The sequence below is a fragment of the Rossellomorea sp. YZS02 genome (assembly GCF_033963925.1).
Taxonomy (GTDB): domain Bacteria; phylum Bacillota; class Bacilli; order Bacillales; family Bacillaceae_B; genus Rossellomorea.
Window position 1 is genome coordinate 18,522 of sequence record NZ_JAXBLY010000029.1, and the last position, 23,905, is coordinate 42,426.

A 23,905-nucleotide genomic window follows, 5' to 3' on the forward strand; every position below is an offset into this window, starting at 1 on the left:
TCATTCGCTTTCAAGTCTTCTTTGTTTCTCTTCACGCGGGTGAATCTCTTCTTCATCTTTACGTGAATACATTACCATACGAGGGAATGGAATTTCGATACCATGCGCATCCAGGCAAAGTTTCACTTCTTTACGTATCATCCTGGCCATATACCAGTGTCTCATTGGAACCGTTTCAGCGACGATTCGGATAACGACATCAGACGCTCCAAGAGTCTGGACCCCCAGCAGCTCGGGTGGATTCACCAGGTCCTCATATTTTTGAGGCAAGGAAAGGAGAAGCTCCTGCATCACTTTTTCAGCTTCTTCTATATTTTCTTCGTACGCAATGCTCACATCCACAACCGCAATACTATTATGGACGGAGAAATTCGTTACTTCCGTAATGTTTCCGTTAGGGAAGATATGAAGTTCCCCGGTCCAGCTTTTAATCTTTGTCGTGCGTAACCCAATTTCTTCTACGGATCCCTCAGCAGAACCGATACGCACGTAATCGCCCACTGAAAATTGATCTTCGAAAATGATAAAGAAACCGGTGATGATATCACGGACGAGATTCTGTGCCCCGAAACCGACGGCAAGACCGACAATTCCGGCACCGGCGATGAGTCCTTTTACATCGATTTCAAGGGTCGATAAGATTGTCATCAAACTAATGAAGTAAATCACATAGGTTAGCACATTTTCTAAGAGTTTTGATAAAGTGGTTTCCCGTCGCTCCGTAAATTTCAAAGGGGATCGTGATCGTACCTTGAATACGTTTCGGATTGCTGACCGACCTACTCTTAAAGCGATATAAGTAATCACCATAATGGCGATAATTTTTACAGCACCTGTACCAAGTGCGATCCACATTTCATTATCTATAATCTTTTGGGCAGCTGGACTATTTTTTATCGTTTCAATGGTTTCATCAACTTTATTATCTTTCGCACTCATATATCGAACCTCCACTTATCATTCAATAAGAAGTATTCCTTATTTTATCAACTTTCCCTCTCCTTGTGTAGATATAACCTCATAAAGAATAGTTTCTAGAAAATTTTTATTTTATGAAAAATCCGACCATATTATGTATGAAAAAAAGAAATCGTCCGTATACTGATAATACTTAAAAATTTGACTGTGGGATAAGGGGCCGGCGACTCAAAGGTCACCCCTTTGAACACATCTAAAGGAGTGGAAGCGATGAATCTGAAAAAAGGATTATTTGAACGAAGACCTGAACCCTATAGAGTCCTTCACCAGGAGGCGGGTGCGGCACAGGAGCTTTCCGTTCAATTGTCGTCGATGCTTCCCACTTATTATCGTACAAGACCCATCGTATTTGTCTGTATCGGTACAGACCGGTCGACAGGGGATTCATTAGGGCCTCTGGTTGGTACCTTGATAGAGGAACAGGATATTAAACCATTCCATGTGTACGGAACACTGGATGATCCGATTCATGCTGTCAATCTTGAAGAGAAGCTCAAGGAAATTTCAGCTAAACATATCAATCCCTTTATCATCGGTGTAGATGCCTGTCTCGGCCGGTTAAAGAGCGTAGGAGCCATTCAGTTAAATGAAGGTCCCTTGAAGCCGGGTGCCGGAGTGAATAAAGAGTTACCCGAGGTCGGTGAGATCCATCTGACAGGGATCGTGAATGTCAGTGGATTTATGGAGTTCTTTGTATTGCAAAATACACGATTGAACCTCGTTATGAAAATGGCCAAGACAATTGCCGAAGCCATTGTGCTGGCAGGTGATTCAGTGGAACGGCGAAATGCCGTAAGCATTGAAAAATGGCGGGAAGAATTGCAGCAATAAATGAAGGGAGATGACGGACTCACGTCATCTCCCTTTATGATTACATATATATCTGGTATGCGTGAATGATTCCGACGACGATGCCCACCACTATGATACCCGGAAGTAAATTGGCAACCCTGATTTTTGTTACACCGAGGAGATTAAGTCCGATCGCAAAAATCATAATCCCACCGGTCGAGGTCATTTCGACAATGTAGGCATCCATCAGCTCTTGAGGCACCCATTGGTGAATCTGCGTAGCAAATAAGGCGATAAAACCTTGATAAAGAACGACAGGGATAGCCGAGAACATGACACCGATCCCAAGTGTCGTCGTTAGTATCAGTGAAGTGAAACCATCAATGATCGATTTAGTCAAAAGAACGTCATGATCTCCCCTGATACCACTATCCAGCGCACCGATCACGGCCATGGCCCCAATAACAAAAATCAGGGTCGCTGTTACAAAACCTTGGGAGATCGAGGTTTCTTTCTTGCTGCCAAGCTTCTTCTCCAACCAGTTCCCTAAAGCGTTTAGTCTGTCCTCAAGATTCATCCACTCTCCCCAGGCAGCACCAAGGGCAAGAGAGATGATCACAATGAGAAAGTTTTCACTTTTCAGACCCATCTGTAAACCAAGAACGATGACAGCGAGCCCTATCGCTTTCATGACGGTTCCCTTCATATCTTCTGGTATGCGGTGCAAGATCTTCCCAAGGAGGGTCCCGATAATAATACATACCCCATTAACAAGCGTTCCTAATAGTACCATGACGTTTTCCCCTTATGTTTATTTCCCGAAGAATAGTTTTTATGTGTAACATATGGAAGAGGACTGTCTTAACACGGTATGAAGCATACCAATCAAGACAGTCCCATTCCCTTTTTCACTACTGAAGTAATTCCAGAATCCGATCCAGATCTTCTTTCGAGAAGAATTCGAGCTCGATTTTCCCTTTTTTCTTCGATTGTTTAATCGTGACCGTGGTACCGAAACGTTCGCGAAGAAGAGATTCCTGTTCTTGTATAAAGACGTCTTTTCGCTCGGATTTCTTTGTTTCACGTGGAACATTCTCATTCAATTCTTGGATGATTTTCTCTAACTGACGAACATTCAGCGATTCTTTCAGTATGCGGTTCACAACCGGTGATAAATTCTTTTTGTTCTTCAACCCAAGCAGGGCACGTCCATGTCCCATTGATAACTTCCCTTCGGACAGGAGTTCCTGAACGGGTGTCGGCAGGGAGAGTAAACGGATATGATTTGCGATATGTGGCCTGCTCTTCCCTAATCGTTTGGCCAATTCTTCCTGAGTAAGCTTCAGTTTATCCATGAGCATTTGATAAGCTGCTCCCTCTTCGATGGGGGTCAGATCCTCCCGTTGAAGGTTCTCAAGGACCGCTAGCTCCATCATTTGTTGATCGTTCAGCTCACGGACAACGACAGGGACCGTTTCTAATTTAGCTGCTGTCGCTGCACGATACCGACGCTCACCAACGACAATCTCATACCCCTTGATGGATTTACGGACAATGATTGGTTGAAGGATCCCGTGCTCCAGGATCGATTCTTTCAACTCTTCGATGGCCTGTGGCTCAAAGATTTTACGTGGCTGGTAGGGATTGGGCCTTATTTCTTTCAGGCTCACTTCCTGAACGGATTCTTCATTTTGAGTTGTTTGCATATTGGTGAAGAGGGCATTGATGCCCTTTCCTAAACCTTTAGCCATTCGCCGCCACTTCCTTTGCTAGTTCTAAATAAACTTCTGCTCCCCTTGATTTAGCATCATAAATGATAATCGGTTCACCATGACTGGGTGCTTCACTTAAACGAACATTACGTGGGATAATTGTGCGATACACTTTGTCTTGAAAATATTTCTTAACCTCTTCGATGACCTGAATTCCAAGGTTGGTTCTGGCATCCAACATGGTTAACAACACTCCATCGATCATAAGGTCATGATTCAGATGCTTCTGTACTAAACGGACCGTGCTCAACAGCTGGCTCAACCCTTCAAGTGCGTAGTATTCGCACTGAACCGGAATGACGACGGCATCTGATGCAGTTAATGCATTGATGGTCAGAAGGCCAAGTGATGGGGGACAGTCAATGATGATATAATCAAATTCGTCTTTAACCCTCTCCAGTGCTTTCTTCAGACGCACTTCACGGGATATGGTCGGGACCAGTTCAATCTCCGCTCCAGCGAGTGAAATGGTTGCAGGGACAATGGATAAGTTCTCTACCTTTGATTGTTTGATGGTGTCTTTAACGTCTACATCATCCACTAACACATCATAGATGCACTGTTGTACATCGCCTTTTTCCACACCGACACCACTCGTGGCGTTTCCTTGAGGATCGATATCTACGAGTAAAACCTTTTTCCCTATATAAGCTAAACAAGCCCCCAAATTGACGGATGTCGTGGTCTTTCCCACCCCGCCTTTTTGGTTTGTAACGGCTACAATTCTGCCCAAGGTTGTCACCTACCTTTTGACTTCCTGAAATTGACTTTATTTTTTACAGTATTCTTCTATTCTATCAAAATTCCTTGATAATTGTCTGTCAATTTTTCAAAAAAGACGGGTATCTCCATATATTGGAGAATATGATTTACTGACCTTCTCGCCTCTTTTGCACCAAAAAAGTGAGAAACCACACCGTTTCTCACTTTTAATCTGCTAATCTATTTTTTTTTGGGAATACGAATGGTGAATTGATAGAATTCCTCATGCTCTTCTTCTTCTGAATCGAGATTGATTCCGCTATCGGACACCATGGACAGGGATTGGCGGATTGTATTCACAGCAATCCTCATATCCTTGCTGAATGCCTTGCGTTTAGGCTGCGGCTTCTGATTCGTCCCTTCTTGCATCTTCACAACCCGGTCTTCGGTCTGTTTGACATTCAAACTCTTTTCAATGATCTCTTGAAGGAGCTGTATTTGCTTTTCCGGATTCTTTAAAGGAATCAAAGCCCTGGCGTGACGTTCTGTGATTCGTTTATCTAATAAGGCTGATTGAATTTCTTCTGGAAGCTTTAGGAGACGAAGCTTGTTCGCCACAGTTGATTGTCCTTTTCCTAAGCGTTGAGCAAGGGCTTCTTGAGTTAGATCATGTAACTCCAACAGTTTTCCATATGCGATTGCCTCTTCAATAGGAGAGAGCTCTTCTCTTTGTAAGTTCTCGATTAATGCAACAGAAGCTGTTTCTGTATCATTCAGATTCTTAACAATCGCCGGAACCGTTTCCCAGCCAAGCTTTTGAACGGCTCTGTAACGTCGTTCTCCCGCAATGATTTCAAACTGGTCATCATCGTATTGTCTCACCACGATCGGTTGGATAATGCCATGAGTGTGTATCGTTCGTGATAACTCTTCTATCTTTTCATCATTAAACACAGTCCTTGGTTGAAAGCGGTTCGGGACGATTTGTGAGACAGGTATCTTCCTCACTTCATCTCGATCTTCTTCCACTACATTCGACTCTTCAGATTCAACATCTTGCTCCTTTTCACCTAGGCCAAAAAAACGAGAGAAAGGATGCTTCATCTTCCTACACCACCTTTAAGAAACTCCCTTAATTAATATTCTCTAAATCAGGTCAAGTTCCTGCCTCTTAAAGTCGTCGGTTATACGATAGCCCACAAAGGCAGGAGGATGACCTTACTATTCTAACGGTAATTTATTGGGTGTCCCAGGTTTTCTGGGATATTTGTTAGGTGTTTCTTTCACTTTGTTGATTTTCACGATATTACGCTCGCTTTCCTCTTCCGGAAGAAGGAACGAATACATTTTGTCCGTTTGTCCACCAAGCGTTCCAATCGCTTTCTTTGCGTTCGACAGCTCTTCATTCACATTGGAAGCTTTCATGGCGACAAAGGATCCGCCCTTTTTCACAAGGGGAAGGCATAATTCACTTAAGACGGACATTCTCGCTACGGCTCTTGCTGTAACCATATCATATTTTTCACGATGTGCCTTATTTTTTCCAAATGTCTCGGCACGGTCATGATAAAAATTCGTGTTTTCAAGTCCTAACTCGTCCGATAAATGATTTAAAAATGTGATGCGCTTGTTCAAGGAATCAACAATTGAGATATGTAGGTGCGGGAAGCAAATCTTAAGTGGAATACTCGGAAACCCGGCACCCGCCCCAACATCACAAAGGGATTGAACTTCTGTGAAATCAACATAAAAGGCTGCACTGACCGAATCGTAAAAATGCTTTAAGTAGACATCCTCTTTTTCAGTGATCGCCGTCAGATTCATCTTTTCATTCCATTCAACCAGCAATTCGTAATAGCGCTCAAACTGTTGTAATTGCTGAGAAGATAGGGAAATCCCCTTCTCCTCGAGCATTGATTGAAATTCATTTACGTTCATGAAATTATCCTTCCTTTACCTCTATTGATCACCGGAAACCTTGGCGATTTTGCCCTGTTCAATGTAGACCATCAGAATGGATACGTCTGCAGGATTCACGCCTGAAATACGGGACGCCTGTGCAAGGGAAAGAGGCTGGACCTCGATCAATTTCTGTCTTGCTTCAGAAGCCAAACCGCTGATCGCACTGTAATCAATGTTCTCAGGAATTCGTTTATTTTCCATCTTTTTCATTTTATCGACCTGTTGAAGGGATTTTTCAATATAGCCCTCGTATTTCACTTGAATCTCCACTTGTTCCTCTACATCGGGATCAAGTTCGATTTCACTTGGGACGAGTGACTTAATATGACTATAATTCATTTCAGGCCGCTTCAGAAGGTCCGCTGCCAGTATCCCGTCTTTCAGCTCACTTCCCCCTGCATCACGAATGACACTTTGGGTTTCTTCAGTCGGCTTAATGCGGATGGCCTCAAGCCGTGCCTTCTCGGCAGAGATCGCTTCTTTCTTCGCTGAGAAGCGCTCATATCGATCATCTGAGATCAAACCGATTCTATGACCGATATCCGTTAAGCGAAGATCAGCATTATCGTGACGAAGCAACAAGCGATATTCCGCACGGGAAGTAAGAAGACGATACGGTTCGTTCGTCCCTTTCGTCACCAGGTCATCGATCAGAACTCCGATATAAGCATCAGAACGACTTAAGATGACTTCTTCTTTATCAAGGGCACGGCATGCGGCATTGATCCCGGCCATCAACCCTTGACCAGCTGCTTCTTCATAACCTGATGTCCCATTGATCTGTCCTGCCGTATAAAGGTTCTTGATCTTTTTCGTTTCAAGCGTCGGCCATAATTGTGTCGGTACGATAGAATCATATTCAATGGCATATCCGGCACGCATCATTTGTACGTTTTCAAGACCAGGTATCGTCTGCAGGATTTTTTGCTGCACATCTTCAGGAAGACTCGTAGATAATCCTTGCACGTATACTTCCTGCGTATTTTTCCCTTCAGGCTCGAGGAAGATCTGATGACGCGGCTTATCGTGGAAACGCACGACTTTATCTTCTATTGAAGGACAGTATCGCGGTCCTGTTCCCTTGATCATGCCTGAATACATCGGCGAACGATGAAGATTATCATCGATTAATTGATGAGTATTTTCATTCGTATACGTCAGCCAGCATGGCAGTTGATCCGTGATGTATTTGGTCGTTTCATAACTGAACGCACGGGGAACGTCATCACCCGGTTGAATTTCAGTTTTTGAATAGTCGATCGTTGAGCTATTCACACGTGGTGGTGTACCGGTCTTGAAACGAACCGTATCGAAGCCCAGCTCATGCAGATGATCAGATAGTCTGATGGAAGGCTGTTGGTTATTAGGTCCGCTTGAATATTTCAGGTCCCCTAAAATGATTTCACCACGCAGGAATGTACCTGTTGTGATGACAACGGTCTTGGCACGATAGGCAGCGCCGGTCATCGTCACGACACCTTTGCACTCATCATCTTCAATGATCAATTCCTCGACCATTCCCTGCAAGAGGGTCATGTTCGGTTCATTTTCAATTGTTCGTTTCATTTCATGCTGATACAGGAATTTATCCGCCTGTGCCCGTAATGCACGTACAGCAGGACCCTTTCCTGTATTCAACATCCGCATTTGGATATGCGTCTTATCTATATTACGACCCATCTCTCCACCGAGTGCGTCGATTTCCCTTACAACGATTCCTTTGGCCGGTCCACCGACAGATGGATTACACGGCATAAAGGCGACCATATCCAAGTTAATGGTGACCATTAACGTTTTCGCTCCCATACGTGCAGAAGCAAGTCCCGCTTCAACTCCGGCATGGCCAGCACCAATGACAATGACATCATATTGCCCTGCGTCATATTGCATGGTTTGTTATTTCCTCCTTGTAGGACGTTAAGTCCACATATAATAGTGTTTATTTTCCTAAGCAGAATTGAGAAAACAGCTGATCAATCAGGCTTTCATGAACGCTGTCCCCGATGATTTCACCTAACAGCTCCCATGTTCTCGTCAAGTCGATCTGAGCGATATCGATCGGTGTTCCCATTTCTACACTGTCTATTGCTTCGTTGATCGCAAGAGACGCTTGATTGAGTAAAGCGATATGACGACTATTGGATACATACGTCATATCCCCCGCTTCGATGGATCCTGCAAAGAATAAAGAAGAAATGGCTTCTTCCAGTTCGTCTATTCCCTGTTCCTCCAGTAAAGCCGTCGTCACCAGCTGGTGATTCTCGGAAAGATTCCTTACCTTATCTATATCAATCTTCTGAGGCAGATCCGTTTTGTTCACGATGACAATGACGTCCATCCCTCTCACCGCTTCAAACAACTGCTCATCTTCAAACGTTAATTCATCTGCATAGTTGAGTACGAGGAGGATTAGATCCGCTTCCTTCAGCACTTGCCTGGAGCGTTCCACGCCAATCCTCTCAACGATGTCTTCGGTTTCCCGGATCCCTGCCGTATCAACAAGGCGCAATGGAACGCCTCTTACATTGACATATTCCTCGATCACATCACGCGTTGTACCAGGGATATCCGTTACAATGGCTTTATTTTCATGAACAAGACTGTTCAGAAGGGAAGATTTCCCTACATTCGGCCGACCGATGATCACGGTTGAAAGTCCTTCTCTCAGGATCTTCCCTTGTTCGGATGTGCGGATCAAGCGGTCTATTTCATCCCGGACGTTTCTGGATTTCTCCAACAGCACGTTGTGAGTCATTTCTTCCACATCATCATACTCCGGGTAATCGATATTCACTTCCACATGGGCGAGGGTTTCGAGAATTTCCTGACGAAGCTTACGAATCAAATTGGAAAGGCGGCCTTCCATTTGATTAAGGGCTACATTCATGGCCCTGTCCGTTTTCGCACGAATGAGATCCATCACGGCTTCCGCCTGGGAAAGATCGATTCGGCCATTCAGGAAAGCACGCTTCGTGAATTCTCCCGGCTCTGCAAGTCTTGCCCCGTTCTTCAACACAAGCTGCAATACTTTATTGACTGACACAAGTCCTCCATGGCAGTTGATCTCGATAATATCTTCACGGGTGAACGTCTTCGGCCCCCTCATAACAGACACCATCACTTCTTCCACCACCTGTTCGGTGTCAGGATCGACAATATGTCCATAATGAATGGTATGGGAAGCGAATTCCTTCATTGAGCTCCCTTTCATTCCCTTAAAGACTTTATCACCGATATCAAATGCATGATCTCCGCTCAAACGCACGATGGCGATTGCTCCCTCTCCCATCGGAGTGGATATGGCTGCAATTGTATCGAACTCCATTATATTCACCTCTCTTATAGCTGATCTATTTATATAAAATGTATAGTAGAAAGCAACGTTTCCCCAAATTATTAGAATATCACAATCCGTATTAATACTAAAGAAAGGAAACCTTCTGTTCGTCGCCAATGTTATCCACAAAGATAACCTCTCATCTCTATTATTTTAACTTATCCACATGTGAATAACAATAAACCGGGATGAAAATAAGAATCGGCAGGAGGTGGGAAAGATGTAAGAGATCAAATACTGGAAATGAGTATGCTCTAATGATATCTGCCTTTCTACAAAATATGACAACTTGCGCCAGCTACCATACCAATAAAAAAAAACGATCCCCCGAAAGGAATCGTCTTTCATTATTTTGGCGCAATGACAATATATCGGTTAGGTTCTCTGCCTTCAGAATGGGTATCGACCCTTTTGGAATCCACTAATGCTGTATGAATCACTTTTCGTTCATAAGAAGGCATTGGTTCCAATGAAACGGAACGATTTGTGCGTAATGCCTTATCTGCCAGGCGTTCAGCTAAGGTTGTCAGCGTTTCCTTCCGTCTTTCGCGGTAGTTCTCCGCGTCTAACAGAATGGTGATGAACTGGCCAGATACCCGGTTGGCAACCAATTGTGACAAATGTTGAAGGGCATTCAACGTTTGTCCCCTCTTTCCGATTAAGAGAGCCATTTTTTCACCGGAAATATTGAACTCCACATCTCTTCCATCTCTCTTCACTTCGATGGTCGCTTCCACACCCATATCGCGTGCAACAGATAAAAGAAACTCTTTCGCTTCATTTACAGGGTCGATCGATTTCTTCACACGAACATGTGCCGGTCTTCCACCGAACAATCCGAATAATGCTTTTTTACCTTGATCAATGATGTCAATTTCTGCTTCTTCTTTGGTGATATTCAGTTGAGACAAGGCTGATTCAATGGCTTCTTCCACCGTTTGACCAGTCGCTTCTACTTCTCTCACTTTTTCTTTCCTCCCGAATTCCCACCAGCTTTGACTGCTTGCGCTTCTTTGATCTCAGGTCCCTTAATGAAGTAGGTCTGTGCAATCATAAATAGATTCCCGACTACCCAGTAAAGGGATAGAGCTGCAGGGAAGTTAATCGCAAAAATGATGATCATGACCGGCATGATATAAAGCATCATCGCCATTTGCGGATTTTGATTCGCCGTACCTGCCATCATAAGCTTTTGTTGGATGAACGTCGTTAAACCTGCTACTAAAGGTAAGATATAGTATGGATCAGGATTACCAAGATCAAACCATAAAAAGTTATGTGCTTTGATTTCCTGTGTTCTCACGATTGCATGGTAGAAACCAATCAGGATCGGCATTTGAACGATCAGTGGGAAACAACCCGCTAACGGGTTCACCCCGTGACTTTGGAATAAAGCCATCGTTTCTTGTTGTAGCTTTTGCTGAGTTTGTGCATCTTTCGAGCTATATTTTTCACGCAGTTTCTTCATTTCAGGTTGTAGTGCCTGCATGGCTTTTGAATTCTTCGTTTGCTTAATCATCAATGGCAGGATGGCCGTACGGATAAGCAACGTAACAATTACAATCGCCAATCCATAGGAACCACCCATGAAATCTGCAACCATTGTAATTAATTGTGATAAAGGATAGACAATATATTCATTCCAGATTCCACTGCTATCAGATGTGATCGGCTTATTGTAATCCGTACACCCTGATAGAATAGCCATTAGCCCAATGATTCCCATTAAGGCTATAATTCTCTTTTTCACCCTTATTTTCCTCCCAACTAATAACTTTCAAAAAATAAAATATAAACACGTACCATCATCCCGTACTAATAAAGTACAATCCCTCGTATTGTAACATCTTTTCGGGGACTTGTGATGACGAAACCTGTCATTCTCTCAAAATGTTATGACTTCTTCTTATCATATTTGCCATAAGAAGACCTTTTCAATACTTTTCCTCTTTTTAAAACATGGGTGAGACTCCCCTTCACCTCATGAAAATTCATTTCGGCCGCCGGTTTCCTGGCGATGATAAGATAGTCGTACTGATCGTGAACCTCATCTTGCAATTCCAGGAATACCTGCCTCACATACCGCTTGATTTGATTCCGGCATACAGCATTCCCGATTTTCTTACTGACGGAAATTCCAATTCGAAAGGGCTGAGGATCTTCCTTCTTTAATAGATACAAGACGAACTGACGATTCGCAACAGAAGTTCCTTTTTTAAAAATTTCCTGAAACTCTTTATTCTTCTTTACTCTTTGCTCTTTCCGCATGGACCACACCTATTTTTTCAAATTTGACTTTATCTAACCTCGACATTATTGGCTCATCCATATGAAATTATAAGTTCTTTTTACGGTAAATCAAAATACGAACGAGCCAAATCGATTATTTACTTAGTGGAAAGGAAAAAAAAGACCACTGAGTCAGTTCAGTGGTCTAGGCAGATAATACTTTTCTTCCTTTGCTGCGACGGCGAGCTAAAACATTGCGTCCGTTTTTAGAGCTCATACGTGCACGGAAACCGTGATTCTTTTTTCTTTTGCGGTTATTTGGTTGAAACGTTCTTTTCATCTATGACACCTCCCTGAAGGATATCTTTAAAAAGTTAAAGACATTCCTCACTATTATAAAGACGGTACCCATAAAAAGTCAACACTCAGATTATTTTTCTTTTGAAGTGTGGTCTGCAGATCATTTCTTCTTGCCATTAGCGAGTGCTGGTTGATTTCCGCTACAGGTGCTCGCTTTCCGCGGGGCTGGCGGTGAGCCTCCTCGGGCTTCGCCCTGTGGGGTCTCACCTGTCCAGCGTTTCCCGCAGGAGTCGAGCACCTTCCGCTTCAATCAACTATATGAGTTTTAGAGAACCCATCTAATAATTATATCTTCTAAGTTCCTTATTAATCAGACGTTAAATGTTGCGTTGGTCTTTTAATGTTTCCTCATCTTGAAAGTCTATCTTTTGTTTATAAAGATATTATCAGATCGTGAGGTTCTTTTGAAAGCACTTCAATTAATAACCACTTTCTCCTTCTACAAACCCTATCCCCATTTTCTATTCAGACTGCCTGTGGATAGGATTCGACATGGTTTTAAATTATCCACAACACATATTGACAACTTTTTCACAAGTTCTTGGGTTGTGGACAAAAACATTCCACAAGGGATGGGGGTTGTGGATAAAATTTAAAAAGCATTGCACCACTTAGGATATTTTGATATGATTATTGTGTTTTCACTCTTGATAACCGGGTTCACATAAATAACTTATCCACAAAATGTGGATATCATGTGGGTAACTTATACAGAGGGTTTGTAAAACGTTGTCCACAAGTGGTGGATATTGTCGAAAACCCATTTTCTTTCCTTATTATATATATTTCCACATTCAGCACTTTGTATATTTATAAAAATAACGACTGCTAAGGGAATGCATAGCACGTAATGGTTGTACAGACGTTATACAAAAACAAGAAAAGGAGGGATCAGGATTGGAGAATATCGGGGATCTTTGGAGCAAGGCCTTAGAAAATATCGAAAAAAAAATCAGCAAACCGAGTTTTGATACTTGGCTGAAATCCACTAAGGCCCATTCCATTCAAGGGGACACCCTTGTGATCACAGCTCCAAATGAATTTGCTAGAGATTGGCTGGAAGGTCGTTACTCACAGCTAATCTCAGGGGTTTTGTATGATATTACGGGCGAAGAATTAGTCGTGAAATTTATCATTCCCCAAAATCAGGAGCCGGAAGAGTTTGATATCCAAATACCGCCAAAGTCGATGAAAGATGACGATCAGCAGGATATCAATCAAAACATGCTGAACGCTAAATACACGTTTGACACGTTTGTTATCGGTTCGGGCAACCGGTTTGCCCATGCCGCTTCTTTGGCCGTGGCTGAGGCACCTGCAAAAGCCTATAATCCCTTGTTTATTTATGGGGGAGTAGGTCTTGGAAAAACCCACTTAATGCACGCCATCGGTCATTATGTACTGGAACATAATCCCGCAGCGAAAGTGGTTTATCTATCATCTGAAAAATTCACAAACGAATTCATTAACTCCATCAGGGACAATAAAGCAGTTGATTTCCGCAATAAATATCGTAATGTCGATGTTTTATTGATTGATGATATTCAATTTTTAGCAGGGAAAGAACAAACGCAAGAGGAATTTTTCCATACTTTTAATACGTTACATGAAGAAAGCAAGCAGATTGTCATTTCAAGTGACCGGCCACCGAAAGAGATTCCGACACTTGAAGACAGACTTCGTTCTCGATTTGAATGGGGATTGATAACAGATATCACACCTCCAGACCTCGAGACGAGAATTGCCATCTTACGGAAAAAAGCGAAGGCTGAAGGGCTCGATATCCCTAATGAAGCCATGCTTTATATAGCTAATCAAATCGATTCCAACATTCGTGAGTTAGAAGGCGCACTGATCCGTGTCGTCGCGTACTCATCTCTTATAAATAAAGACATCAATGCAGATCTTGCGGCTGAAGCGTTGAAAGATATCATTCCGAGCTCCAAGCCGAGAGCCATTACCATTGGGGAAATCCAGCGTGTCGTTGGTGAGCATTTCAACGTGAAGCTGGAGGACTTTAAAGCAAAGAAACGAACAAAGTCGATTGCGTTCCCTAGACAGATCGCCATGTATCTATCCAGGGAAATGACGGATTCCTCCCTCCCTAAGATCGGGGAAGAATTTGGCGGAAGAGATCACACCACCGTCATCCATGCTCATGAGAAGATCAGTACATTACTTGGAACTGATGCACTTCTTCAGCAGCAATTGAAGGAAATTCGCGAATCTTTAAAGGGCTGATTTCATACACACCCTAATTGGATAATGTGAATAACTGAGTCTTACTAGCACACAGTCTGTCCACATGTGGATAGGCTGTGTTTACGTTCGATTCACACACTTATCCACATATCAACAGGCCCTACTACTTCTATTACTATTTTTTAAATAAATTATTAGTATATGATTCAGTCCAAAAAATTATGTGCAAATTGGAGGAATAAATCATGAAATTCGTTATTCAAAGGGATCATTTAGTGCAAAGTGTCCAGGATGTCATGAAAGCTGTAACATCAAGAACGACGATTCCCATTCTTACTGGAATTAAAATCATTGCAACAGAAGACGGTGTCACTTTAACGGGAAGTGATTCCGATATTTCAATCGAGTCTTTCATTCCCAATGAAGAAGAAGGTTCGGAAATTGTAGAAATCATGGAAACGGGAGGAATTGTTCTTCAAGCCAAGTTCTTTAGTGAAATCGTGAAGAAATTACCGAAAGATACAGTGGAAATTGAAGTTCAAAATCACTTCCAGACCGTTATTCGTTCAGGTCAGGCCGAATTTAATTTAAATGGCTTGGATCCAGAAGAGTACCCGCATCTTCCACAAATCGAAGAAGGGAACGGTATTAAAGTTTCAACCGATCTTCTAAAAACGATGATCAGACAAACGGTATTCGCAGTGTCCACCTCAGAAACACGCCCTATCTTGACAGGTGTAAACTGCCAGATTGAAAACGGGGAACTGAGCTGTATTGCAACAGACAGTCACAGACTGGCCATGAGAAAAGCACCGATTGAAACGAATCACGATGCATCTTACAATATTGTCATTCCAGGAAAGAGCTTGAATGAGTTGAACAAGATCCTTGATGATACGGATGAGCCTGTAGAAATCGTCATTACGGAAAATCAAGTGCTATTCAAGGCAAAGCACCTATTATTCTTCTCAAGACTATTAGAAGGGAATTATCCTGATACAAGCCGACTGATTCCTTCAGACACGAAAACAGAATTGACTTTAAATACAAAAGAATTTTTACAAGCGATCGATCGTGCATCGCTGCTTGCGAGAGAAGGACGTAATAATGTCGTCAAACTTTCTACTATGGATGGTGGCGTCATTGAAATTTCCTCCAACACACCGGAAATCGGTAAAGTAATCGAGCAGGTGCAAAGTCAATCCATCGAGGGAGAAGAACTGAAAATCTCCTTCAGTGCGAAATATATGATGGATGCCCTAAAAGCGATTGAAGGGACCGAAATCTATGTGAACTTCACAGGAGCGATGAGACCGTTCGTACTGAAGCCGCTTCACGATGATTCCATTCTTCAGTTGATCCTTCCGGTAAGGACGTACTAAAAACCTAAAAAGCCAACACCTTCGAAACGTTCAGGTGTTGGCTTTTTAAATTTTAGGTTAAATAAAAGGATCTTTACGTATTGGATTTGAGGTTTTTCTTTAAACTGGTTAAAGAAACATGATTCATAAGTTGATTCTCGCTGCAGATGCTCGACTCCTGCGGGAAACGCTGGACAGGTGAGACCCCACAGGCGAAAGCCGAGGAGGCTCACCGCCAGCCCCGCGGAAAGCGAGCATCTGTAGCGGAAATCAACTAGCACTACCCTATCCATTTTTCGTTAGTTGTGACTTAACTCCATTTAGAGTAAAATAAGATATTAGAGACTTTATACGGAAAGTAGTGATTTTAGTGGCGAAAGAGATCACCATCGGAACAGAAATCATCACATTGGGACAATTCCTGAAGCTTGCTGAAGTGATTCAGTCCGGCGGTATGGCGAAATGGTTCTTAAGTGAATATGAAGTATACATAAACGGGGAACAAGACCAACGAAGAGGGAGAAAACTTACGGTTGGTGACAAAGTTGAAATACCTGAAGTAGGGGTCTTTGTGGTTGCCGGAGAATAATAAAGGGTGTTATGTCCATGTACATTGAACAATTAGAATTAAGAAACTACCGGAATTACGAATCCATCGACGTGAGTTTCGAGAATAAAGTGAACGTCATTCTCGGAGAAAATGCCCAGGGGAAAACCAATATCATGGAGTCGATCTACGTTCTGGCAATGGCTAAATCCCACCGGACCTCAAATGATAAAGATTTAATCCGTTGGGATCAGGAATATGCTAAAATAAAAGGTAGGATTCAAAAGTATAATGGTGCATTGCCTTTAGAGCTGGTCCTGTCTAAAAAGGGGAAAAAAGCGAAAAGCAATCACCTTGAACAGTCTAAATTGAGTCAATATGTCGGGAATATGAATGTTGTCATGTTTGCACCTGAAGATCTTCATTTGGTCAAAGGGAGCCCTCAAGTGAGGCGTCGCTTTATCGATATGGAAATCGGTCAGGTTTCTCCTGTTTATTTACATGATATTAGCCTTTATCAGAAAATATTACAGCAGCGGAACCATTATTTGAAACAATTGCAGACGAGAAAGCAAAAAGACCAGACCATGCTTGATGTCCTGACCGAACAGTTCATTGAAATGGCAGTGAAAATCACGAAGAAACGATTTGAATTCGTTCAGCTTCTGGAAAGTTGGGCTAAACCGATTCATTCAGGGATCTCAAGAAACCTTGAAACGTTGGAAATCGTATATAAACCGTCATTGGATGTATCAGATAATCAAGAATGGTCAAAAATGGTAGATATATATGAGCAGAAATTCAATGATATACGGGAGCGGGAAATCGATCGTGGTGTGACCCTGGTCGGTCCCCATCGGGATGATCTTCAATTCATTGTGAATGACCGGGATGTTCAAACATTCGGATCACAGGGGCAGCAGCGGACAACAGCCCTCTCGGTTAAGCTTGCAGAAATCGAGCTGATTCACTCTGAAATTAAGGAATATCCCATCTTACTTCTGGATGATGTCTTATCCGAACTGGATGATTATCGTCAGTCCCACTTATTAAATACCATCCAGGGGAAAGTTCAAACCTTTGTGACCACGACCAATGTGGATGGTATTGATCATCAAACCTTAAACGAGGCGACTACTTTTGAAGTGGAAGCCGGATCCATGAAAAGACTGAAATGAGGTGTTACCTTGTACATACATGTTGGAGAAGATGTCATGGTACGTACAGATGAAATCATAGCCATTATTGATAGAGACACCGTTCAATTTTCAGAGGAAATCCAACATTTTTTAAAAACGAAAGATAAAAACCTTTGCAATCTCGCGAAGGGTTCATATAAATCTCTTGTTATCACAACGGGTCAGTTGTATCTTTCACCACTGGCATCCAGTACATTGAAGAAACGATCAAAGAAATACTCAAACTATGAGAATTTATAATAGAAATATAAAGCCCTGAAGGTTAGAAAGTGTAGGTGAATCAGTATGACTATGGAACAACAGCAATCGCAAGGCGGATCTTATGATGAAAATCAGATTCAGGTTCTGGAAGGCTTAGAGGCCGTCCGGAAGAGACCGGGTATGTATATTGGATCAACAAGCGGAAGAGGTCTGCACCACCTGGTGTGGGAAATCGTCGATAACAGTATTGATGAAGCATTGGCAGGCCATTGTGATGAAATAGAAGTCATCATTGAAGAGGATAACAGTATCACCGTTACAGATAATGGCCGTGGTATTCCAGTCGGTATCCATGAGAAAATGGGACGTCCTGCCGTAGAGGTCATCATGACGGTCCTTCACGCAGGCGGTAAGTTCGGCGGCGGCGGATACAAAGTATCCGGAGGTCTACACGGAGTGGGGGCATCGGTTGTAAATGCCCTATCCACAGAACTTGAGGTTCATGTCCACCGTGATGGGAAGATTTATTACCAGAAGTTCGAAAAAGGCGTACCTAGCTTTGATTTAAAGGTCATTGGAGAATCTGATAAAACGGGAACGATCATCCATTTCACCCCGGATCCTGAAATCTTTACTGAAACGACGGAATACGACTATGACACATTGGCAAACCGTATCCGTGAATTGGCGTTCTTGAACAGAGGGATCCAAATCAGTATTGAAGATAAGCGCGGAGAGGGAAAAAGACGTGATTACCATTATGAAGGTGGAATCAAGTCCTACGTCGAGCATCTTAACCGTTCGAAGGAAGTCATCCACGAAGAGCCGATCTATATCGAAGGTGAGAAAGATGACATTACCGTTGAAATCGCCCTTCAATACAATGACGGATTCGCAAGCAACCTTTATTCATTCGCCAATAACATCCATACTCACGAAGGTGGTACACATGAGTCTGGATTCAAGACGGCTTTGACAAGGGTCATCAATGATTATGCCCGTAAAAATAATGTATTCAGAGAAAGTGATGCTAACCTTTCCGGGGAAGATGTCCGTGAAGGATTGACCGCCATCATTTCGATTAAACATCCTGATCCTCAGTTCGAAGGTCAGACGAAAACTAAACTCGGAAACTCGGAAGCAAGAACGATCACGGACTCTCTTTTCTCAGAGCATCTCGAAACCTTCTTACTTGAAAATCCGGTTGTTGCCCGAAAGGTCGTTGAAAAAGGACTTATGGCCGCACGTGCCCGACTGGCTGCGAAAAAAGCAAGGGAGCTTACCCGCCGTAAGAGTGCCCTTGAGATTTCAAGCTTGCCTGGTAAACTGGCGGACTGTTCTTCTAAAGACCCAAGCATCAGCGAAATCTATGTGGTTGAGGGTGACTCAGCCGGCGGTTCAGCCAAACAGGGCCGTGACCGCCACTTCCAGGCCATCCTTCCACTGCGTGGTAAAATCATCAACGTAGAAAAGGCACGCCTTGATAAGATCCTTTCCAATAACGAGGTCCGTGCAATCATCACGGCACTCGGAACAGGAATCGGAGAAGATTTCGACCTGGCGAAAGCAAGATACCATAAGATTGTCATCATGACCGATGCCGACGTCGATGGCGCACATATCCGTACGCTGTTATTGACATTCTTCTATCGTTATATGAGAAATATCATTGAAGCAGGCTATATTTATATCGCTCAACCACCGTTGTACAAAATACAACAAGGAAAGAAAATCGAGTATGCCTACAATGATAAAGAACTGGATCGTATCCTGGCAGAAATCTCACCGACACCTAAACCTGGAATCCAGCGTTACAAAGGTCTGGGAGAGATGAACCCTGAACAACTCTGGGAAACGACCATGGATCCGGAATCACGAACACTGCTGCAAGTGAGTCTTCAAGATGCGATCGAGGCCGATGAAACATTTGAAATCCTCATGGGTGACAAAGTAGAGCCTAGACGTAATTTCATTGAGGAAAACGCGGCTTACGTGAAAAACTTAGATATCTAACAGAAATCATTGACTAATGAAATAGTACAGGATAGACCACGTGCTATCCTGTCTTTTACATAGCGGACAAGGTAAAGAATAAGAAAGGTATAAACCTTTCTTTAAAAGGAGGTCCCTTTTACTATGGCGGAAACACCAAGATCGAATGTTAAAGAGATTAATATAAGTAATGAAATGCGCTCCTCTTTCCTGGATTATGCGATGAGTGTCATCGTGTCCCGTGCCCTTCCAGATGCACGTGACGGATTGAAGCCGGTCCATCGCCGTATTTTGTATGCGATGAATGACCTCGGGATGACGTCAGACAAAGCGTATAAGAAATCAGCCCGTATCGTCGGTGAAGTTATCGGTAAGTATCACCCCCACGGTGACTCGGCTGTTTATGACACGATGGTCCGGATGGCGCAGGATTTCAACTATCGTTATATGCTTGTGGACGGCCACGGTAACTTCGGTTCTGTCGATGGCGACGCAGCTGCAGCGATGCGTTATACAGAAGCGCGTATGTCCAAGATTTCGATGGAGCTCATTCGTGATATCAATAAAGATACAATCGATTATAAAGATAACTATGACGGCACAGAGCGGGAGCCGGAAGTATTACCTGCCCGTTTTCCTAACCTGTTGGTGAACGGTTCTTCAGGAATCGCCGTAGGTATGGCAACGAATATCCCGCCTCATAACCTTGGTGAAGTCATCGATGGGATCCTTGCATTAAGTAAAGACCCGGACATTACGATCCAAGAGCTGATGGAATTCATCTACGGACCTGATTTCCCTACTGCAGGATTGATTGTAGGAAGAAGCGGGATCCGTCGTGCCTATGAAACAGGTAAAGGCTCGATCACGATGCGTGCCCGTGTGGAAATCGAAACAAAGAGCAATGGAAAAGAGACGATCATCGTACACCAGATCCCTTATCAGGTGAATAAAGCGAGATTAATTGAGAAGATCGCGGATCTTGTCAGGGATAAGAAGATCGATGGCATCACAGATCTGCGTGATGAATCGGATCGAAACGGTATGCGGATCGTCATTGAAGTAAGAAAAGACGCCAATGCGAACGTATTACTTAATAATCTTTATAAGCAAACCGCCCTTCAAACAAGCTTTGGGATCAATCTTCTGGCACTTGTCGATGGACAGCCGAAGGTACTGAACCTAAAGGAATGTTTATATCACTACTTACAGCATCAACGCGTAGTCATTCGCCGCAGAACAGAATTTGAATTGCGCAAAGCGGAAGCAAGGGCCCATATCTTAGAAGGTCTGCGTATCGCCCTGGATCATATCGATGAAATCATCGCCCTGATTCGCGGAAGTCAAACGACGGAACTGGCGAAACAAGGATTGATGGAGAACTTCTCCCTATCCGATAAACAAGCCCAGGCCATCCTGGATATGCGTCTTCAACGTCTAACCGGTTTAGAACGTGAAAAGATCGAAGACGAGTATCAGGAACTGGTGAAATTGATCGCCGAATTAAAAGCGATCCTGTCAGATGATGAAAAGGTTCTTGAAATCATCCGCGAAGAGCTCATTGAAATCAAAGAGCGCTTCAATGATGAAAGAAGATCGGAAATCGTAGCAGGTGGCATCGAAAATATCGAGGATGAAGATTTGATCCCCAGAGAAAACATCGTTGTCTCTCTTACACATAACGGCTACATCAAACGTCTTCCTGTCTCTACCTACCGCAGCCAAAAACGTGGAGGAAGAGGGATACAGGGGATGGGAACAAATGATGAGGACTTCGTTGAACATTTATTGACAACGTCGACCCATGACACGATTCTATTCTTTACGAACAAAGGGAAAGCGTATCGTGCAAAAGGATATGAAATCCCTGAGTTCAGCCGTACCGCTAAGGGACTTCCAATCATCAATCTGCTTGGTGTAGAAAAAGATGAGTGGATCAACGCCATGATCCGGGTCGAAGAATTCGTGGACGATTGGTACCTATTCTTCACAACGAAGCAAGGTATTTCCAAGCGTACACCGGTATCGGATTTCGCGAATATCCGGACGAACGGACTGATCGCCATCAACCTTCGTGAAAACGATGAGCTGATTTCCGTTAAGTTGACCGATGGCGAGAAGGATATTATTATCGGTACGAAAGATGGAATGCTGATCCGTTTCCCTGAAACTGATGTCCGGTCTATGGGACGTACAGCTACCGGGGTTAAAGGCATCAACCTGAGCGATGATGATATCGTCGTCGGCATGGAAATCCTTGAAGATAAGAGCGATGTACTGGTAGTCACGGTCAATGGTTACGGAAAACGTACCCCAGCCAGCGAATATCGCATTCAAACACGTGGTGGTAAAGGACTGAAGACCTGCAATGTGACCGAGCGTAATGGAGAACTTGTCTCTGTTAAAGCCGTTACAGGTGAAGAAGACTTAATGATCATTACCGCACACGGTGTCCTCATCCGTATGGACGTGAACGATATTTCGACTACAGGTCGTAACACTCAAGGAGTCAAGCTGATCCGTCTTCAAGAAAGTGAATTCGTCTCAACCGTTGCAAAAGTTGAAAAAGAAGATGATGAAGAAACGGAAGCACCGGTCGAATCTGCTGAAGGAATAGAAAAGCAGGACATGGAAGAACAATCTGTTTCTGAAGAAAGTAATGATGACAGCGAAGAATAAATAATAGAGTAAGCTATTTTCAGGAATGGATCGTCCATTCCGAAAATAGCTTTTTTTATTTAGGGAATATTTATTTTTTGAAAATAACAACTATATTCTGCTGAATTTGGTAAAATAAACTAAAAGAATAAGACGTGAGGTGTATATAGTTGAAGGTCCATCGTGGCGAAATACAATTAGGTTGCATCGTAGCTGAAGATATCATGGGGATGGCAGTAAACCCGATCATTCCTAAGAATACGGTACTTACAGAAGAACACTTGAATATTCTTCAAGCATTCCATATAGATGAGTTATTCATAGAGAAAACAAAAGTGGACGGCAATCCTTTCAGGTCCCCCCTCATCCCGGATCCTTCTAATGAGGAGAACACTAAACATGAGCCTCTGGGTTTCATAGACCTGTATTTAACGACTGTAAAAGAATTCAAGAAAGAGTTCATGAATTGGCAGTCGGGCACAGCTGTTAACGTTGCGAGAGTAAGAGAAATCATATTGCCTGTCATTCAAATAGTGGAACAAGATCATACATACGTATACTCCCTCCCTCAATATTCAACAAAGAAGGAATATATCTATCATCACGCCGTCTCTGTCAGTATTATAAGCGCATTGATAGGGAAAAAGCTTGGCTTGTCTTCCGGTCAGATAAATCAAGTGGCCTTAGCGGGAGCACTCTCAGACTGCGGAATGGCTAAGGTGAGCCCACATATTTTATCCAAAGAACAACCCTTAACAGAGAGTGAATTTAAAGAAGTGAAGCTCCATACCGCAAATGGCTATAAAATGGTCAAAGATACCCCATTATTAAAAACGGAAACGAAGCTTGCCATCTTCCAGCATCATGAACGCTTCGACGGTTCAGGATATCCATCATCCGAAAAGAGTGATCGTATCCATCTCTATTCTCAAATAGCAGGAATCGCCGATGTGTTTCATGCCATGACATCAGAAAGAATGTATAGAAGCAGACAGCCGATCTTTAAAGTATTGGATATGATCAGTAAGGACTTATTTGGAAAGTTTGATATTAAAGTAGTGGAAGGACTTCTTCAATTGATGGGAGACTTAAGAACAGGTACCCAGGTAAAACTATCGACGGGAGAGTATGGGGAAGTCATCTATACTAAACCAGACGCCTTCATTAGTCCCATCGTTAAACTAAAGACAGACGAAATAGTAGATTTATCTAAGCAAAAGAATATCTATATCGCGGAAGTTTTCATGTAGAGAGCAACGACAATTCCCTATACGAATAAAAAAATCGCGTTTCACTTTGTTGAACTGCGATTTTTTTAATCATTACCTCTTGTAATCTTAGTTAATAGTGTGTATACTATTATTTGTTGTCCGAAAGGCATTACATAATTATCGAGAAAAAAACTTTTCTAAAATAATAAAAATACCTTGACGATAAACGAAGTAAATGATATATTATAAAGGTCGCTTCAAACGAAGCGCTTGCACATTGAACCTTGAAAACTGAACAAAACAAGACAATAACGTCAACGTTAATTCTAGATTTATTTTAAGAGCTATTCAAACTTTTATCGGAGAGTTTGATCCTGGCTCAGGACGAACGCTGGCGGCGTG

The 23,905-nt window shown here is 42.9% G+C and carries 21 protein-coding genes; 9 read left to right on the top strand and 12 right to left on the bottom strand.

What is annotated here, in order from left to right; genetic code table 11:
- Positions 1–855 carry a mechanosensitive ion channel family protein gene (locus SLH55_RS21525; protein WP_257474835.1) on the bottom strand — a complete coding sequence of 285 codons (855 nt, stop codon included), beginning with the start codon at positions 853–855 and terminating at the stop codon, positions 1–3.
- Between the two features lie 333 nt (positions 856–1,188).
- On the opposite strand from SLH55_RS21525, the gene yyaC reads away from it, so the two are divergent.
- Positions 1,189–1,809 (top strand): spore protease YyaC, encoded by a 621-nt coding sequence (yyaC, locus tag SLH55_RS21530; RefSeq protein WP_219165565.1) that lies wholly within the window; start codon positions 1,189–1,191, stop codon positions 1,807–1,809.
- A gap of 40 nt (positions 1,810–1,849) precedes the next feature.
- On the opposite strand, the gene SLH55_RS21535 is transcribed toward yyaC, so the two are convergent.
- The 11 genes from SLH55_RS21535 to rpmH all read right to left on the bottom strand — a co-directional run bounded on the left by SLH55_RS21535 (position 1,850) and on the right by rpmH (position 12,112).
- Positions 1,850–2,563, bottom strand: a complete 714-nt coding sequence (locus SLH55_RS21535) for a DUF554 domain-containing protein (RefSeq protein WP_219165566.1) — start codon at positions 2,561–2,563, stop codon at positions 1,850–1,852.
- Between the two features lie 118 nt (positions 2,564–2,681).
- On the bottom strand, positions 2,682–3,521 hold the full coding sequence (locus SLH55_RS21540) for a ParB/RepB/Spo0J family partition protein (protein ID WP_219165567.1): 840 nt from the start codon (positions 3,519–3,521) through the stop codon (positions 2,682–2,684).
- Positions 3,514–4,275, bottom strand: a complete 762-nt coding sequence (locus SLH55_RS21545) for a ParA family protein (protein WP_219165568.1) — start codon at positions 4,273–4,275, stop codon at positions 3,514–3,516. Before SLH55_RS21545 ends, SLH55_RS21540 begins: the two co-directional genes overlap by 8 nt.
- Before the next feature lie 209 nt (positions 4,276–4,484).
- A complete protein-coding gene (gene noc / locus SLH55_RS21550) occupies positions 4,485–5,348 on the bottom strand; it encodes a nucleoid occlusion protein (RefSeq protein ID WP_320324431.1) in 864 nt (287 codons plus the stop codon).
- 117 nt (positions 5,349–5,465) lie between these two features.
- Positions 5,466–6,182 (bottom strand): 16S rRNA (guanine(527)-N(7))-methyltransferase RsmG, encoded by a 717-nt coding sequence (rsmG, locus tag SLH55_RS21555; RefSeq protein ID WP_219165570.1) that lies wholly within the window; start codon positions 6,180–6,182, stop codon positions 5,466–5,468.
- 21 nt (positions 6,183–6,203) lie between these two features.
- Positions 6,204–8,096: a tRNA uridine-5-carboxymethylaminomethyl(34) synthesis enzyme MnmG gene (gene mnmG / locus SLH55_RS21560; RefSeq protein ID WP_320324432.1), complete on the bottom strand. Its 1,893-nt coding sequence runs from the start codon at positions 8,094–8,096 to the stop codon at positions 6,204–6,206.
- A 49-nt stretch (positions 8,097–8,145) separates the two neighbouring features.
- Positions 8,146–9,531 carry a tRNA uridine-5-carboxymethylaminomethyl(34) synthesis GTPase MnmE gene (gene mnmE / locus SLH55_RS21565; RefSeq protein ID WP_219165572.1) on the bottom strand — a complete coding sequence of 462 codons (1,386 nt, stop codon included), beginning with the start codon at positions 9,529–9,531 and terminating at the stop codon, positions 8,146–8,148.
- A 359-nt stretch (positions 9,532–9,890) separates the two neighbouring features.
- Positions 9,891–10,508 (bottom strand): RNA-binding cell elongation regulator Jag/EloR, encoded by a 618-nt coding sequence (gene jag / locus SLH55_RS21570; RefSeq protein WP_219165573.1) that lies wholly within the window; start codon positions 10,506–10,508, stop codon positions 9,891–9,893.
- Positions 10,505–11,293: a YidC family membrane integrase SpoIIIJ gene (gene spoIIIJ / locus SLH55_RS21575; protein WP_219165574.1), complete on the bottom strand. Its 789-nt coding sequence runs from the start codon at positions 11,291–11,293 to the stop codon at positions 10,505–10,507. Before spoIIIJ ends, jag begins: the two co-directional genes overlap by 4 nt.
- 143 nt (positions 11,294–11,436) lie before the next feature.
- Entirely contained in the window at positions 11,437–11,811 is a 375-nt protein-coding gene (gene rnpA / locus SLH55_RS21580) for a ribonuclease P protein component (protein ID WP_206858308.1), read from the bottom strand.
- A gap of 166 nt (positions 11,812–11,977) precedes the next feature.
- Positions 11,978–12,112 carry a 50S ribosomal protein L34 gene (rpmH, locus tag SLH55_RS21585; protein ID WP_034764748.1) on the bottom strand — a complete coding sequence of 45 codons (135 nt, stop codon included), beginning with the start codon at positions 12,110–12,112 and terminating at the stop codon, positions 11,978–11,980.
- 917 nt (positions 12,113–13,029) lie between these two features.
- Between rpmH and dnaA the strand changes: the two genes are divergently transcribed.
- The 8 genes from dnaA (at position 13,030) to SLH55_RS21625 (ending at position 23,542) form a co-directional block, all read left to right on the top strand.
- A complete protein-coding gene (gene dnaA / locus SLH55_RS21590) occupies positions 13,030–14,373 on the top strand; it encodes a chromosomal replication initiator protein DnaA (RefSeq protein ID WP_219165575.1) in 1,344 nt (447 codons plus the stop codon).
- A 206-nt stretch (positions 14,374–14,579) separates the two neighbouring features.
- Positions 14,580–15,716, top strand: coding sequence for a DNA polymerase III subunit beta (gene dnaN / locus SLH55_RS21595; protein WP_219165576.1), 1,137 nt, complete (start codon positions 14,580–14,582; stop codon positions 15,714–15,716).
- A 349-nt stretch (positions 15,717–16,065) separates the two neighbouring features.
- On the top strand, positions 16,066–16,284 hold the full coding sequence (yaaA, locus tag SLH55_RS21600) for a S4 domain-containing protein YaaA (protein WP_206858297.1): 219 nt from the start codon (positions 16,066–16,068) through the stop codon (positions 16,282–16,284).
- A 17-nt stretch (positions 16,285–16,301) separates the two neighbouring features.
- Positions 16,302–17,420 (top strand): DNA replication/repair protein RecF, encoded by a 1,119-nt coding sequence (gene recF / locus SLH55_RS21605; RefSeq protein ID WP_219165577.1) that lies wholly within the window; start codon positions 16,302–16,304, stop codon positions 17,418–17,420.
- A 9-nt stretch (positions 17,421–17,429) separates the two neighbouring features.
- Entirely contained in the window at positions 17,430–17,681 is a 252-nt protein-coding gene (gene remB / locus SLH55_RS21610) for an extracellular matrix regulator RemB (protein ID WP_219165578.1), read from the top strand.
- Positions 17,682–17,732: 51 nt separating this feature from the next.
- Positions 17,733–19,655 carry a DNA topoisomerase (ATP-hydrolyzing) subunit B gene (gene gyrB, locus SLH55_RS21615; protein WP_226677727.1) on the top strand — a complete coding sequence of 641 codons (1,923 nt, stop codon included), beginning with the start codon at positions 17,733–17,735 and terminating at the stop codon, positions 19,653–19,655.
- A 123-nt stretch (positions 19,656–19,778) separates the two neighbouring features.
- A complete protein-coding gene (gene gyrA, locus SLH55_RS21620; RefSeq protein ID WP_320324433.1) occupies positions 19,779–22,313 on the top strand; it encodes a DNA gyrase subunit A in 2,535 nt (844 codons plus the stop codon).
- A gap of 149 nt (positions 22,314–22,462) precedes the next feature.
- On the top strand, positions 22,463–23,542 hold the full coding sequence (locus SLH55_RS21625) for an HD-GYP domain-containing protein (protein ID WP_219165580.1): 1,080 nt from the start codon (positions 22,463–22,465) through the stop codon (positions 23,540–23,542).
- Positions 23,543–23,905 lie beyond the last annotated feature (363 nt).

Coding starts and splice junctions, on each gene's coding strand:
- SLH55_RS21525 (WP_257474835.1), bottom strand. CDS start 855: ATGTGGATCGCACTTGGTACAGGTGCTGTAAAAATTATCGCCATTATG.
- yyaC (WP_219165565.1), top strand. CDS start 1,189: ATGAATCTGAAAAAAGGATTATTTGAACGAAGACCTGAACCCTATAGA.
- SLH55_RS21535 (WP_219165566.1), bottom strand. CDS start 2,563: ATGGTACTATTAGGAACGCTTGTTAATGGGGTATGTATTATTATCGGG.
- SLH55_RS21540 (WP_219165567.1), bottom strand. CDS start 3,521: ATGGCTAAAGGTTTAGGAAAGGGCATCAATGCCCTCTTCACCAATATG.
- noc (WP_320324431.1), bottom strand. CDS start 5,348: ATGAAGCATCCTTTCTCTCGTTTTTTTGGCCTAGGTGAAAAGGAGCAA.
- rsmG (WP_219165570.1), bottom strand. CDS start 6,182: ATGAACGTAAATGAATTTCAATCAATGCTCGAGGAGAAGGGGATTTCC.
- mnmG (WP_320324432.1), bottom strand. CDS start 8,096: ATGCAATATGACGCAGGGCAATATGATGTCATTGTCATTGGTGCTGGC.
- mnmE (WP_219165572.1), bottom strand. CDS start 9,531: ATGGAGTTCGATACAATTGCAGCCATATCCACTCCGATGGGAGAGGGA.
- rnpA (WP_206858308.1), bottom strand. CDS start 11,811: ATGCGGAAAGAGCAAAGAGTAAAGAAGAATAAAGAGTTTCAGGAAATT.
- rpmH (WP_034764748.1), bottom strand. CDS start 12,112: ATGAAAAGAACGTTTCAACCAAATAACCGCAAAAGAAAAAAGAATCAC.
- dnaN (WP_219165576.1), top strand. CDS start 14,580: ATGAAATTCGTTATTCAAAGGGATCATTTAGTGCAAAGTGTCCAGGAT.
- recF (WP_219165577.1), top strand. CDS start 16,302: ATGTACATTGAACAATTAGAATTAAGAAACTACCGGAATTACGAATCC.
- gyrB (WP_226677727.1), top strand. CDS start 17,733: ATGGAACAACAGCAATCGCAAGGCGGATCTTATGATGAAAATCAGATT.
- gyrA (WP_320324433.1), top strand. CDS start 19,779: ATGGCGGAAACACCAAGATCGAATGTTAAAGAGATTAATATAAGTAAT.